Source organism: Streptomyces collinus (assembly GCF_031348265.1).
Taxonomy (GTDB): Bacteria; Actinomycetota; Actinomycetes; order Streptomycetales; family Streptomycetaceae; genus Streptomyces; species Streptomyces collinus.
The window spans coordinates 7017880-7031328 of sequence record NZ_CP133771.1 but is presented as its reverse complement, the minus strand read 5'-3'; the positions used below and the strand labels follow the sequence as shown (position 1 = coordinate 7031328).

The following is a 13449-nucleotide window of genomic DNA, read 5'->3' as shown; positions in this document are numbered from 1 at the left end:
GCAGGCGTCAGTGGACGCCCAGCCAGCTCTCGATGGGGTTGAGGGCGAAGTAGACGACGAACACCGCCGTGAGGATCCACATGAAGGCGCCGATCTCGCGCCACTTGCCCTGGGCGGTCTTGATGGCGACGTAGGAGATGACACCCGCGGCGACACCGGTGGTGATGGTGTACGTGAACGGCATCAGCACGACCGTGAGGAACACCGGGATGGCGGTGGCCCGGTCGGCCCAGTCCACGTGCCGGGCGTTCATCAGCATCATGGCGCCGATGACGACGAGGGCGGCGGACGCGACCTCCTGCGGCACGATCGCGGTGAGCGGGGTGAAGAACAGGCAGGCCGCGAAGAACAGGCCGGTCACCACGGAGGCGAGGCCCGTGCGGGCGCCCTCACCGACACCAGTGGCCGACTCGATGAACACCGTCTGGCCGGAACCGCCGGACACGCCTCCGATCGCGCCGCCGGCCCCGTCGATGAACAGCGCCTTGGACAGGCCCGGCATGCGGCCCTTGTCGTCGGCGAGCTTGGCCTCGGTGCCGACGCCGATGATGGTGGCCATCGCGTCGAAGAACCCGGCGAGCACCAGGGTGAAGACGATCATGCCGACGGTCATCGCGCCGACCTCGCCCCAGCCGCCGAACCGCACGTCCCCGAAGAGCGAGAAGTCGGGCATGGAGACGGCACTGCCGTGCAGTTCGGGTGCGCCGCCCGCCCACTGCCTGGGGGAGATGACGCCGGCCGCGTTCAGGATCGCCGCGACGACCGTGCCGCCGACGATGCCGATGAGGATGGCGCCCGGGACGTTCCGGGCCTGGAGCATGAAGATCAGCAGCAGGGTCCCGGCGAAGAGCAGGACGGGCCAGCCGGCCAGTTCGCCCGCCGGGCCGAGGGCGAGGGGCGTGGCCTTGCCCTGGTGCACGAAGCCCGACTTGTAGAAACCGATGAGGGCGATGAACAGGCCGATGCCCATGGTGATGCCGTGCTTGAGCGCGAGCGGAATCGCGTTCATGATCATCTCACGCAGGCCGGTGACGACCAGCAGCATGATGATCACGCCGTACATCACGCACATGCCCATCGCCTGCGGCCAGGTCATCTCGGGTGCGACCTGGGAGGCGAGGACCCCGGAGACGGACAGGCCGGCGGCGAGGGCCAGGGGCACCTTGCCGACGAAGCCCATCAGCAGGGTGGTGAAGGCCGCCGCGAACGCGGTCGCGGTGATCAGGGCCGGCTGGGCGAGCGTGTCCCCGGCCGCGTCCTTGCCGGACAGGATCAGGGGGTTGAGCAGGAGGATGTACGCCATCGCCATGAAGGTCGTGATGCCGCCGCGCACTTCACGGGCGACCGTCGACCCTCTGTGGGATATGTGGAAGTACCGGTCGAGCCAGGACCGTCCGGCCGGGACGCGGGTGCCTTCACCCGCGTCTTCGGCTGTGGCCCTCGGCTCCACTGATTGCTGGGTCATGGGTGCCGTCTCCCAAGTTTCAAAGGGGGTTGGGATGTTCACGACCCGGGGGACGGCCCGAGACGAACAAGGGACCCTGGGGGACGAAGCCCCCAGGGGGATCGTGACTGCTCAGCCCTCGGAGAGCTGGGTACCCGTCAGGTGCTCGGGCCTCACCGGAGTCCGGTTCAGTTCGAGACCGGTCGCGTTCCGGATCGCCGCGAGGACGGCCGGGGTCGACGACAGGGTGGGTGCCTCACCGACGCCGCGCAGCCCGTACGGGGCGTGGTCGTCGGCGAGTTCGAGGACGTCGACCGGGATGGTCGGCGTGTCGAGGATGGTCGGGATCAGGTAGTCGGTGAAGGAGGGGTTCTTGACCTTCGCCGTCTTCGGGTCGACGACGATCTCCTCCATGACCGCCACGCCCAGTCCCTGGGTGGTGCCGCCCTGGATCTGGCCGAGCACCGACAGCGGGTTGAGCGCCTTGCCGACGTCCTGGGCGCAGGCCAGTTCGATGACCTTCACCAGGCCGAGTTCGGTGTCGACCTCGACGACGGCCCGGTGTGCGGCGAAGGAGTACTGGACGTGCCCGTTGCCCTGGCCGGTGCGCAGGTCGAAGGGCTCGGTCGGCCGGTGCCGCCACTCCGCCTCGACCTCCACCGTCTCGCCCTCCAGCACGTCGGCCAGGTCGCTGAGGACCTCGCCGCCGTCGGTGACGACCTTGCCGCCCTCCAGGAGCAGTTCGGCCGTCGCCCAGGCCGGGTGGTAGGAGCCGAACTTGCGGCGCCCGATCTCCAGGACCTTCTCGCGGACCAGCTCGCAGGAGTTCTTCACCGCGCCGCCGGTGACGTACGTCTGCCGGGAGGCCGACGTCGAACCGGCGCTGCCCACCTGGGTGTCGGCCGGGTGGATGGTCACCTGCGTGACGCCCAGCTCGGTGCGGGCGATCTGCGCGTGGACGGTGACGCCGCCCTGGCCGACCTCCGCCATGGCGGTGTGCACGGTGGCGACGGGCTCGCCGGCGACGACCTCCATACGGACCTTGGCGGTGGAGTAGTCGTCGAAGCCCTCGGAGAAGCCGACGTTCTTGATGCCGACCGCGTAGCCGACCCCGCGGACGACGCCCTCGCCGTGCGTGGTGTTGGACAGGCCGCCCGGCAGCTGCCGTACGTCGGCACCCTCGCTGGACTCCCACTGGCGCTCCGGCGGCATCGGCATCGCCTTGACGCGGCGCAGCAGTTCGGCGACGGGGGCCGGGGAGTCGACGGGCTGGCCGGTCGGCAGGAGCGTGCCCTGCTCCATGGCGTTGAGCCGGCGGAACTCCACCGGGTCCATGCCGAGCTTCGCGGCGAGCTTGTCCATCTGCGCCTCGTAGGCGAAGCACGCCTGGACCGCGCCGAAGCCGCGCATCGCGCCGCAGGGCGGGTTGTTGGTGTAGAGGGCGATGGCCTCGATGTCCACGTCCTCGACCACGTACGGGCCGACGGACAGGGAGGAGGCGTTGCCGACGACGGCCGGGGAGGCGGAGGCGTAGGCGCCGCCGTCCAGGACGATCCGGCACTTCAGGTGGGTGAGCTTGCCGTCCTGGGTGGCCCCGTGCTCGTAGTACAGCTTCGCGGGGTGGCGGTGGACGTGTCCGAAGAACGACTCGAACCGGTTGTAGACGATCTTGACGGGCTTGCCGGTGCGCAGCGCCAGCAGGCAGGCGTGGATCTGCATGGACAGGTCCTCGCGGCCGCCGAACGCGCCGCCGACACCGGACAGCGTCATCCGCACCTTGTCCTCGGGCAGGCCGAGCACGGGCGCCATCTGGCGCAGGTCGCTGTGCAGCCACTGGGTGGCGATGTAGAGGTGGACGCCACCGTCCTCCTCCGGCACGGCGAGGCCGGACTCGGGGCCGAGGAAGGCCTGGTCCTGCATGCCGAAGGTGTACTCGCCCGTGACGATCACGTCGGCCCGCTCGCGCGCCGCCGCCACGTCGCCGCGGATGATCGGCTGGCGGTGCACGATGTTGGGGTGCGGGACGTGACCGGCGTGGTGGTCGTCGCGGTTCTCGTGGACGAGGATCGCGTCCGGGGCGGTGGCGGAGGCCTCGTCGGTGATGACGGGCAGCTCGCGGTAGTCGACCTTGATCTTCGCGGCGGCCCGGCGGGCGGTCTCCGGGTGGTCGGCGGCGACGAGGGCGACCGGCTCGCCGTGGTGACGGACCTTGCCGTGGGCGAGGACCGGGGTGTCCTGGATCTCCAGGCCGTAGTTCTTCACGTCGGTGGGCAGGTCGTCGTACGTCAGGACGGCGTAGACGCCCGGCATGGCCAGGGCCTCGCCCGTGTCGATGGACACGATCTCGGCGTGCGCGACGGTCGAGCGGAGGATCTGCCCCCACAGCATGTCCTCGTGCCACATGTCGGACGAGTACGCGAACTCGCCGGTGACCTTGAGGGTGCCGTCGGGGCGGAGCGTGGACTCGCCGATCCCGCCCTTGGTCTGGGAGCCCTGGGTGATCTTCGTGGGGGTTCCACTGGGGGACGCCATGATCAGACCGCCTCTGACTGCCGGGCGGCCGCGAGGCGGACCGCGTCCATGATCTTCTCGTAGCCGGTGCAGCGGCACAGATTGCCCGACAGCGCCTCGCGGATGTCCGCGTCGGTCGGGGTGGGGTTGCGCTCCAGCATCTCGTCGGCGGCGACCAGCAGACCGGGCGTGCAGAAGCCGCACTGCACGGCGCCGGCGTCGATGAACGCCTGCTGGATCGGGGACAGCTCCGTGCCCTCGCCGGTCTGCGAGTCGGTGCCCTTCGCTTCCCACTGCTGGGCGTTCTGCAGCGACGTACCACAGGCGCCGGAGGCGCAGCCGCCCTCCGCGCGCTGCTTGGCGAAGTCGGCGAGCCCCTCGACGGTGACGACCTCGCGGCCCTCCACCTGCCCGGCGGCGACCAGGCACGAGCACACCGGCACACCGTCCAGGCGGACCGTGCACGAGCCGCACTCGCCCTGCTCGCAGGCGTTCTTCGACCCGGGAAGGCCCATGCGCTCCCGCAGCACGTACAGCAGGGACTCGCCCTCCCACACGTCGTCGGCTTCCTGCTGACGGCCGTTGACCGTGAAGTTGACACGCATCACGCAGCTCCCTCGGTGAGGCGGCGGGTGCCGCGGTAGGACTCCCAGGTCCAGGTCAGGGTGCGGCGGGCCATGACCCCGACCGCGTGGCGGCGGTAGCTCGCTGTGCCCCGGACGTCGTCGATCGGGTTGCAGGCGGCGGAGCACAGGTCCGCGAACTGCTTGGCGACCGACGGGGTGATGATCTGCCCGTTGTCCCAGAAGCCGCCCTCCTCCAGCGCGGCGTTCAGGAACTCCTCGGCGGCCTTGGCCCGGACGGGTGTCGGGGCGGCCGAGCCGATCCCGGTGCGCACGGTCCGCGTCTCGGGGTGCAGCGCGAGCCCGAAGGCGCACACGGCGATGACCATCGCGTTCCTGGTTCCCACCTTGGAGAACTGCTGCGGCCCGTCGGCCTTCTTCACGTGCACGGCGCGGATCAGCTCGTCGGCCGCCAGCGCGTTGCGCTTCACGCCCGTGTAGAACGCGTCGATCGGGATGCGGCGCGAGCCGCGCACCGACTCGACCTCCACCTCGGCGCCCGCGGCGAGCAGCGCGGGGTGGGCGTCACCGGCCGGGGAGGCGGTGCCGAGGTTGCCGCCGACGCCGCCGCGGTTGCGGATCTGCGGGGAGGCGACCGTGTGCGAGGCGAGGGCGAGACCCGGCAGCTCGGCGCGCAGGTTCTCCATGATCTTCGTGTACGGCACGGAGGCACCCAGCCGCACGCTGTCCTCGCCGACCTCCCACTCGCCGAGGTCGCCGATGCGGTTCAGGTCCAGGAGGTACTCGGGCCGGCGGTGGTCGAAGTTGATCTCGACCATCACGTCGGTGCCACCCGCAATCGGCACAGCGGAGGGGTGCTCGGCTTTCGCGGCGAGCGCCTCCTCCCAGCTGGCGGGGCGAAGGAAGTCCATGACCGGCTCTCTTCTTCGTCTTCTCGTGGGGCGTTCGGTTTGAGCCAATCCGTGTGCGGCGGTCCCGGCTCGTTCATGTGCTGTTCACGCGTAGTGGCCTCAGTACACAGCGCGGTGCGCCAAGCGAGTCAGTCACGGAAACCATGAAGGAGTTGGCTGGCCAGGACGGGCATCTTGTAGATTCGTATGAACGGAGGCCCTCAGAAACCTCCTCGTTCTCCTGTGGAAACGCGCGACACAGCCGCGTGACCTGGAACACAGCCGGGGCAGGGTTTGATTTCGAGACAAAGATCGGCGGCGACGAGAATGCGGCTGCGCGCACTGCTGGACACCGACGCGCTGGGCCTCAAGCTGCTCGGCGGCGAGGACGAGCTGGACCGCACCGTGCGGGGTGTGATGACCACCGACCTCCGCGACCCCAGCCGCTACCTCGCGGGCGGCGAACTGGTACTCACGGGCCTGGCCTGGCGCCGGGACGCGAACGACTCGGAGCCTTTCGTCCGGATCCTGGTGCAGGCGGGCGTGACGGCCCTCGCCGCGGGCGAGGCCGAGCTCGGGGACATCCCCGAGGACCTGGTCGTGGCCTGCGCCCGGCACCGCCTCCCGCTCTTCGCGGTGCACGAGTCGGTGGCGTTCGCGACGATCACCGAACACGTCGTACGGCAGGTCTCCGGCGAGCGCGCCGGCGACCTCGCGGCGGTCGTCGACCGCCACCGCCGGATGATGACCTCGGGCCCGGCAGGCGGCGGCCCCGACGTGGTCCTGGACCTCCTGGGCACGGACCTGGACCTGCGGGCCTGGGTCCTCTCCCCCACCGGCCGCCCGATCGCCGGCTCGAAGGCGGCAGGCCCCGCCCTGCCGGCCGAGACGTGCGCCCGGCTGGCCGGAGAACACCTGGCCGCCACCCGCACGGGCCGCCGCGGCCCCCACCGCGTCGCCCTCGGCGCCACGACGTACTCCCTGTTCCCGATCCGCTCCACGGGCCGCTCCCCGCAGCCCGCCCGGGACGTCCGCGAGACCGTCCTGTCGGACTGGCTGCTGGCCGTCGAGGCGGACGCCGGGGACTGGCCCGAGGAACGCCTGGACCTGCTCTACGGCGTCACCCAGCTGATCGCGGTCGAGCGGGACCGCCGCGACGCGGCCCGCACGGTCCGCCGCCGCCTGGCCCAGGAGGTCCTGGAGCTGGTCCAGACGGGCGCGGCACCCGCCGAGATCGCCGCCCGGCTGCGCGTGGCCGCGCCGGTGCTGCTGCCCGGCCTGGGAGCCGCGCCGCACTGGCAGGTGGTCGTGGCCCGGGTCGACTGGGAGGGCGGGGAGATCGAGGGCGGCCCGGTGGCGCAGGCCCTGCTGGAGGAGGTCCTCGTCGACCCCGCGGTCGCCGGCCCGGAGCACTCCGACCGTATCGCCGTGGCCCACACGGGCGACGAGGCCATCGCCCTGGTGCCCCTCCCGGCCGTCTCGGCGGAGCACGACGGCACGGAGGCGGGCATCCTCGCGGACACCCTCCTGGGATCGGTACGGGGCCCCCTCACGGCGGGCCTCGACGACGACGGCCGGCTCACCCTCGGCGTCAGCGCGGCCGTCCACTCGGCGGAAGGCCTGCGCGGTGCGCTGGAGGAGGCCCGCCACGCCCGGCGCGTCGCCGCGGCCCGCCCGGGCCGGGTCTGCGCGGCCGGCCACCAGGAACTGGCCTCCCACGTCCTGCTGCTGCCCTTCGTCCCGGACGACGTCCGCCGGGCCTTCACCGCCCGCCTCCTGGACCCGCTGCGCGACTACGACCGCCGCCACCGCGCCGAGCTGATCCCGACCCTGGAGGCCTTCCTCGACTGCGACGGCTCCTGGACCCGCTGCGCCGCCCGTCTGCACCTGCACGTCAACACGCTGCGCTACCGGGTCGGCCGGATCGAGCAGTTGACGAGCCGTGATCTGTCGCGGCTCGAGGACAAGCTGGATTTCTTCCTGGCCCTGCGCATGAGCTGAAACACGGGGTGTCCCGGCCCAAACCCGGGACGCCCCCGAGTCCCACGACTTTGTGAAATCCTTCACCCACCCTCTTGGCCCGGCCCGCCGATTCGTGCTGAGATGCCGCCACCACTCAACAGCTCGATGGCGTGCTCGGGGAGGGCAACGTGGCGCATACCGCCATGTCTGGTAACGGAACGACCGCCGGTGACGATCCCCTCCAGACCGCGGTATGGCGGCTGCGCTCCCGCGGATGCTGGGCCGACGCGGCCGCCCTGCTGCCGCCGACCACACCGGCGGCGGCGCTGCAACGCGCGTCGTTGCTGGTGGAACGGTGTCTGTACACCGAGCAGGGCTGGGAGGAGGCCGAGGACGCGCTGCGCACGGCCGAGGCGATGGCCCACAGCGACGACGAACGCGGCGCGGCCGCTTGTGAACGCGGTTACTTGGCCTACGCGGCGACGCTGCTCGCGGTGCGGGACCGGGCCGACGAGGCGCGGGCCGCGCTGGGGCGGGCGGCGGCGCTGGTCCCTCCGGGGGCTCCGGCGCGGGCTCTGCTGGACTTCCGGCGCGGGCTCCTGGCGGAGAACCTGACGAGCGCGCCCCAGGCCGCCCGCGCGGCCTACCGCCGTGCCCACGCGGGCGCGACGGCGCACTCCGACCCGCTGCTGCTGTCCTTCACGTGGCGCCATCTGGCCGGACTCGCCCTGCGGGAAGGGGAGTTGGCGGAGGCGCGGCACGGTTTCACGGAGTCGCTGCGGATCCGGGAGGAGCTGGGCTATCTCGTCGGCACGGCTCCGGCGCTGGTGTCCCTCGCCGACACCGAGACGGAGCCGGAGGCGTCCCGGCTGCGCGAGGAGGCCCGGCGGCTGTTCCGGCTGCTCGGGGGCGTACCGACGTGGCTGTCCCGCCAGTTGGCTCCGCCGGTTCCGCCGGCTGCTACGGCTTGAGGAGGGTGCGGGGTACTCGGCGTCAGGGCTGAGGCCGGGTGGGTCCGCAGCCGGGCGGTGCGGGTGCCGCTGCGCCCACCCGTGCCGCCCTTAGCGGCACGCATGCCCGCAGCTAGGGCGACCCGCACCCGCGTACGGCGAGAAGGGGCCGTGCCGGGGGGTGTCCGCCCGCAGCGGTCGGCGCGTCGACGGACAGTCAGTCGGCGTCCGACCCCATCGCGCCGTTCCGAGGACGGACACCCCCCGGCGCGGCCCCGACCCACCACCCGGCGTCAGGCGCCGCCCGCACCCGCACCCGCGAAGTGCTCCCCCACCAGCGCCCGCACCACGTCCAGGTCCCGAGCGACCAGCGCGTCCAGCAACGCCGTGTGCTCGTGCGCATCCGCGACCAGGTCGGCACGCCCCCGGAACCCCGGTCCGCCGCCGACCAGCGGCCACTGCGCCCTGCGGTGCAGGTCCTCCGCGATCTGGACCAGCTGCTCGTTGCCCGAGAGGGACAGCACGGCCCGGTGGAACCCGCGGTCGGACTCCGCGTAGGTCGCGCGGCAGCCGGTGGACGCCGCGCGGACCGTCGCCTCGGCGAGGGGCCGCATCTCGGCCCAGCGTTCGGCGGGGACCGTACGGGCCAGCCGCAACATCACCGGGACCTCGATCAGCGCCCGGACCTCGGCCAGTTCGGCCAGTTCCCGCACACCCCGCTCGACCACCCGGAACCCGCGGTTCGGCACGACCTCGACGGCCCCTTCGAGGGCCAGTTGCTGCATGGCCTCCCGGACCGGCGTCGCCGAGACCCCGAACCGCTCGCCCAGCACCGGCGCCGAGTAGACCTCGCCCGGCCGCAGGTCCCCCGCCACCAGCGCCGCCCGCAGCGCGTCCAGGATCTGCCCGCGCACGGAGGCCCGCTGGATCACCGGCCGGGCCCGCGGGAGGACCGGCACGGCCGGCGCGGGCGGCTCGCTGTGCGTGTGCTCCCCCCGGACCGCCCCGGCCTGCTGCGGCACCCGCGCGGACCTGGCCGGTGCCACCGGCTGCGCCGGCTCCGCCGCTGCCGCTGAAGCCGCCGCCGCCCACGGAGTCCCCGTGTCCGCGGAGCCCTGCGCTCCCTGCCTCACGGGTCCTCCTCCGGACGTATCGGTACTTGGGGTCATTACGGCGGGTTGTTACTCGTCCGTCAAGCACCATAAGCGCCCCGGCGCCCAGTTCAAATCTCGGTTCGAATTTCGGAGATCTTGAGTAAGGTTAGGCTTACCTTCAAGAGCCCCGTTTCAGCCCGACGGATCGGTGATCACATGCCTGCGCCCCTTTCGGCCGTCTCCGGCGCCTACGCACGCCTGGCCGAGGTCCTCCCAGGGCTGGCCGTCACCGAACTGGACGCCGTCGACGGGACCCCGCACGGCGGCGGCTGGGCCACTGCCGCCGACCTCGCGGCCGCGGGACCCGCCCTCGACCGCTACCTGGCGTGGGACGTGGACCAGATCCAGCGTGACTACGGCCGGCAGGCCCGTCCCGACGTCGTCGCCACCTTCGGCCTGCACCGCTACGCCTGGCCCGCCTGCCTGCTGATCACCGTGCCGTGGTTCCTGCACCGCAGGGTCCCCCGCTACCCCGTGACACACGTCTCGTACGACCGCACCGCCCCGGGCCACGCCCTCGGGCACCTGGCCGTCCGTCCCGCCGGCTTCGCCTGCCTGCCCGGCGACGAGGCGGCCGCGCTGCCCGGCGCCCGGGTCGTCCCCGACGAGGAAGCGCTGCGGGCCGAGGTGCGGTCGGCGGTCGCCGAGCACCTGGAGCCCGTCCTGGCCGGTTTCGGCCCCCGGATGCGGCGCCGCGGACGGGCCCTGTGGGGCATGGCGACGGACGAGATCGTCGAAGGCGTCTGGTACATCGCCCAGTTGCTCGGCGAGATCGAGGAGCGGCGCGCGATGCGCGAGCTGGAACTGCTCCTGCCGGGCGCGACCAAGCCGTACGTCGGCACGGCGGCGTTCCGGGAATTGACCGGTCCCGGCGGCGAGCCGCTGCTCACCCGGGACCGCGCGAGCTGCTGCATGTTCTACACGCTGCGCCCGGAGGACACCTGCGCCACCTGCCCGCGCACCTGCGACACGGAGCGGGTCACCAAGCTGCTGGCCACGGCCAGTTGACATAGGGGCGGGGTCGATCCGTCCCGTCGTCCCGTAAGATCACCGCGGTACCGGACACCCGCACGCCCACAGGCGATTCACAACTTCCTCACGCGTCACGGGAACTTTCCGGAGAACCACTCGTACGGGTAGTCTTGTTCGAACTCAACTCCCGCCCCTCAAGCGGCAGTTCGAGCAGAACGCCGCCCTGAACAATCCCTTGCACTTCCTTGGCGGCCTCTTGCCCCGAAACCCCCTGAGGGCCGATGGGATTGGGCCACTATGGCGGGCGTTACGCCCTATCCCAATGCAAGGGACCACCCAGATGAGACTGACCGACATATCGCTGAACTGGCTGCTTCCGGGCGCCGTGCTTCTCCTGGGCATGCTGGCGGCGGTGGCGGTGCTCGCGCGCGGCAAGCGCTCCTCGGTCAAGAACACGAGCGCGGACGACTCCTGGGAGCGCAGCGAGGAACGCCGCAGACGCAAGGAAGCCCTCTACGGCACCCTCTCTTACCTCCTGCTCTTCTGCTGTGCGGCCGTCGCCGCCCTGCTCTCCTTCCACGGCCTGGTCGGCTTCGGCGAGCAGAACCTCGGGTTGTCCGGCGGCTGGCAGTACCTCGTGCCGTTCGGCCTGGACGGCGCGGCGATGTTCTGCTCCGTCCTCGCGGTGCGCGAGGCCAGCCACGGTGACGCCGCGCTCGGCTCCCGGATACTGGTCTGGACGTTCGCCTTCGCCGCGGCCTGGTTCAACTGGGTGCACGCGCCCCGGGGCGTCGGCCACGCGGGTGCCCCCCACTTCTTCGCGGGCATGTCCCTGTCGGCGGCGGTGCTCTTCGACCGCGCGCTGAAGCAGACCCGCCGGGCCGCCCTGCGGGAGCAGGGCCTGGTGCCCCGCCCGCTGCCGCAGATCCGCATGGTGCGCTGGCTGCGGGCCCCCCGGGAGACCTACCGCGCCTGGTCGCTGATGCTCCTGGAGGGTGTGCGCAGCCTGGACGAGGCCGTCGACGAGGTGCGCGACGACACGCGCAAGAAGGAAGAGGCCCGGCAGCGGCGGCGTGACCAGCAGCGCGTGGAGCGGGCCCAGCTGAAGGCGATCAGCCGCGGCCACCGCGGTCACTTCGGCCGTGGTGGCGGACGGCAGCTGGAGGTGCAGGTGGAGCGCGACTCCTCACAGGTCACCGCGGAGCCTGCCATATCCGCGCCGGAGCCCCTGCCCGTGCGCTCGCGTCCCTCCCTTCAGCCGGTACGCAAAGGAACTGACCCGGTGACCGTCGACCTCACCGCGGAGGACGACACCATGGCGCTGCCGCGCCTGGACTCCCTGGAGCGCAAGCTCAAGGACCTGGAGCAGCAGTTCGGTTAGCCCGGCCGCGTCGACGCGACGAGGGGGCGTGGCCTGCGGGCCGCGCCCCTTCGGCGTTCACGCCGCCCCTGCCTCCAGTTCGAACCAGACGGCCTTGCCCACGCCGTGCGGCCGGACGCCCCAGGCGTCCGCGAGGGACTGCACCAGGAACAGGCCCCTGCCGTTCGTGCCGTCGTCGGCGACCGGTACGCGCAGCCGGGGCCTGCGGGCCACGAAGTCCCGTACCTCCACCCGCAGTCCGCTGGGTCCGACGGTGGCCGTGAGCACCGCGTCGTGGTCGGTGTGGACGATCGCGTTGGTGACGAGCTCGCTGGTGAGCAGTTCCGCCACGTCCGACTGCCCCTGCTTCCCCCACTGTCCCAGCAGTTCCCGCAGGGCCCTGCGGGCTTCCGGGACGGCCCGCAGGTCCGCCCGCCCGAGTCTGCGCCGCAACTGCGGTGCCGTTTCCCGCTCCGTGACGTCGTCGGTCCTGTCCTCCACCGTCTTCGCCGAGAAGCCCCCGATCGCTATGGGACCGCCTCGTCGTGCCTGCCTCTCCATGACCCCCGCCCGCGCGCCGATGTCGGTTCCCCTCCTGCTCGAACACGTTCACGGGGATCCATGCCCCATCGCGAACGCGGCAGTCATGTCGAATCGTCAACGACCGGGTGTTCGGCCACTGGAACGGCGCGGACGGTCCGGGCGGCGGGTCGCCGAGCGGTACGGCGATGGAGGGGAGGGGGACAAGAGGGTAGCCGGTCATCGTCCCCGGTCGGATCCTGACCGCCGGAGATCGGACGATGGGCCGACGTCCGGCTGCCGATCCCTGCGTACGCGGTGAAGGGCTGGGGCGACAGGCCAGGGTCCGTGGCGCTGCGGTGAAGTTGGCCGAAGTACGACGGTCTTGACGGGCGCCGAGACGCGTACGGGGCCGTCCTCCCCCACCCCCGTGGCGGGAGGACGGCCCCGGTCTTCCGGCGGCGGCGCGGTCAGTACAGCTTGTTGACGGCGGTGGTCGTCGTCTTCTTGAAGGCGGCCACGGGGGCGTCGCCGAAGTCGCCCATCTGGCCCCACTGAACGACGGTGACGGTCCTGCCGTCCCGTCCGACGGACAGCAGCGAGATGTCCGTGGCACCCCAGGACGTCTCGGTGTGCAGGCCGCGGACGCGGGCGCCCTCCTCGACCGGCAGAGTGCCGTAGTCCCGGCCCTCGGCCTCGACGTCCGGGTAGGCCTTCTCGATGCGGTCGGCGCAGGTGCGGATCAGGTCGTCGTAGTGCTTCGCCAGGGCCTTGGCCAGGGCGGCTGTGTCCGCCACGATGGTCAGCTGCACGGCGCCGGTGTCCAGGTCGGTCCGGAACTCCCGGTGCCGGTAGTCGTAGGAGGGCACGCCCTCCGTGCTCACGCAGGTGCCGAGCCCTTCCGGGAACCCTTCGGTGACCGGGCCGGCCGTCCATGCGGAGGTCGGGTGCGGCGGCAGCTGGGACGCCGACAGGAACTTGGGCGCGGCGGCCTTCGGGGCGGCACCGGCGGCCGGTGCCGTGAGGACCGTGCCCGCCGCGAGGGCGGCGACGGCGAGTGCGGTGAGAGCGCTCGTTCGGATGCGCATGGACATGGGTGTCCC

General features: G+C 72.1%; 11 protein-coding genes. 4 read left to right on the top strand and 7 right to left on the bottom strand.

Going from position 1 to position 13449, the window contains the following annotated elements; all coding sequences use genetic code 11:
* Positions 1-7: 7 nt before the first annotated feature.
* The 4 genes from RFN52_RS31825 to RFN52_RS31810 form a co-directional block, all read right to left on the bottom strand.
* Positions 8-1465, bottom strand: coding sequence for an NCS2 family permease (locus RFN52_RS31825; protein WP_184851390.1), 1458 nt, complete (start codon positions 1463-1465; stop codon positions 8-10).
* 111 nt (positions 1466-1576) lie between these two features.
* Positions 1577-3976, bottom strand: coding sequence for a xanthine dehydrogenase family protein molybdopterin-binding subunit (locus RFN52_RS31820; protein ID WP_184851387.1), 2400 nt, complete (start codon positions 3974-3976; stop codon positions 1577-1579).
* A gap of 2 nt (positions 3977-3978) precedes the next feature.
* A complete protein-coding gene (locus RFN52_RS31815) occupies positions 3979-4560 on the bottom strand; it encodes a (2Fe-2S)-binding protein (RefSeq protein ID WP_062929847.1) in 582 nt (193 codons plus the stop codon).
* The gene (locus tag RFN52_RS31810) at positions 4560-5450 is read right to left on the bottom strand and encodes an FAD binding domain-containing protein (protein WP_184851385.1); all 891 of its coding nucleotides are present in this window, start codon (positions 5448-5450) and stop codon (positions 4560-4562) included. The genes RFN52_RS31815 and RFN52_RS31810 overlap by 1 nt, the downstream gene beginning before the upstream one ends.
* A gap of 306 nt (positions 5451-5756) precedes the next feature.
* Here RFN52_RS31810 and RFN52_RS31805 point away from each other — a divergent pair, with 306 nt between their 5' ends.
* Together RFN52_RS31805 and RFN52_RS31800 are read left to right on the top strand one after the other, a co-directional pair.
* Positions 5757-7430, top strand: a complete 1674-nt coding sequence (locus RFN52_RS31805; RefSeq protein WP_184851383.1) for a PucR family transcriptional regulator — start codon at positions 5757-5759, stop codon at positions 7428-7430.
* A gap of 164 nt (positions 7431-7594) precedes the next feature.
* Entirely contained in the window at positions 7595-8362 is a 768-nt protein-coding gene (locus RFN52_RS31800; RefSeq protein WP_229856084.1) for a hypothetical protein, read from the top strand.
* A 272-nt stretch (positions 8363-8634) separates the two neighbouring features.
* On the opposite strand, the gene RFN52_RS31795 is transcribed toward RFN52_RS31800, so the two are convergent.
* Complete coding sequence (locus RFN52_RS31795; protein WP_184851378.1) at positions 8635-9474, bottom strand: GntR family transcriptional regulator; 840 nt, start codon at positions 9472-9474, stop codon at positions 8635-8637.
* A gap of 177 nt (positions 9475-9651) precedes the next feature.
* Between RFN52_RS31795 and RFN52_RS31790 the strand changes: the two genes are divergently transcribed.
* Positions 9652-10503, top strand: a complete 852-nt coding sequence (locus RFN52_RS31790; RefSeq protein ID WP_184851376.1) for a (2Fe-2S)-binding protein — start codon at positions 9652-9654, stop codon at positions 10501-10503.
* Positions 10504-10807: 304 nt separating this feature from the next.
* A complete protein-coding gene (locus tag RFN52_RS31785) occupies positions 10808-11848 on the top strand; it encodes a DUF2637 domain-containing protein (RefSeq protein WP_184851374.1) in 1041 nt (346 codons plus the stop codon).
* 57 nt (positions 11849-11905) lie between these two features.
* On the opposite strand, the gene RFN52_RS31780 is transcribed toward RFN52_RS31785, so the two are convergent.
* Both RFN52_RS31780 and RFN52_RS31775 read right to left on the bottom strand, forming a co-directional pair.
* The gene (locus RFN52_RS31780; protein ID WP_229856087.1) at positions 11906-12388 is read right to left on the bottom strand and encodes an ATP-binding protein; all 483 of its coding nucleotides are present in this window, start codon (positions 12386-12388) and stop codon (positions 11906-11908) included.
* 428 nt (positions 12389-12816) lie between these two features.
* Entirely contained in the window at positions 12817-13440 is a 624-nt protein-coding gene (locus tag RFN52_RS31775; protein WP_184851372.1) for a hypothetical protein, read from the bottom strand.
* Positions 13441-13449: the final 9 nt, after the last annotated feature.

Excerpts from the sequence above, each read along its gene's own strand:
- RFN52_RS31825 (WP_184851390.1), bottom strand. The coding sequence starts at position 1,465 with ATGACCCAGCAATCAGTGGAGCCGAGGGCCACAGCCGAAGACGCGGGT.
- RFN52_RS31820 (WP_184851387.1), bottom strand. The coding sequence starts at position 3,976 with ATGGCGTCCCCCAGTGGAACCCCCACGAAGATCACCCAGGGCTCCCAG.
- RFN52_RS31815 (WP_062929847.1), bottom strand. The coding sequence starts at position 4,560 with ATGCGTGTCAACTTCACGGTCAACGGCCGTCAGCAGGAAGCCGACGAC.
- RFN52_RS31810 (WP_184851385.1), bottom strand. The coding sequence starts at position 5,450 with ATGGACTTCCTTCGCCCCGCCAGCTGGGAGGAGGCGCTCGCCGCGAAA.
- RFN52_RS31805 (WP_184851383.1), top strand. The coding sequence starts at position 5,757 with ATGCGGCTGCGCGCACTGCTGGACACCGACGCGCTGGGCCTCAAGCTG.
- RFN52_RS31800 (WP_229856084.1), top strand. The coding sequence starts at position 7,595 with ATGTCTGGTAACGGAACGACCGCCGGTGACGATCCCCTCCAGACCGCG.
- RFN52_RS31790 (WP_184851376.1), top strand. The coding sequence starts at position 9,652 with ATGCCTGCGCCCCTTTCGGCCGTCTCCGGCGCCTACGCACGCCTGGCC.
- RFN52_RS31785 (WP_184851374.1), top strand. The coding sequence starts at position 10,808 with ATGAGACTGACCGACATATCGCTGAACTGGCTGCTTCCGGGCGCCGTG.
- RFN52_RS31780 (WP_229856087.1), bottom strand. The coding sequence starts at position 12,388 with ATGGAGAGGCAGGCACGACGAGGCGGTCCCATAGCGATCGGGGGCTTC.
- RFN52_RS31775 (WP_184851372.1), bottom strand. The coding sequence starts at position 13,440 with ATGTCCATGCGCATCCGAACGAGCGCTCTCACCGCACTCGCCGTCGCC.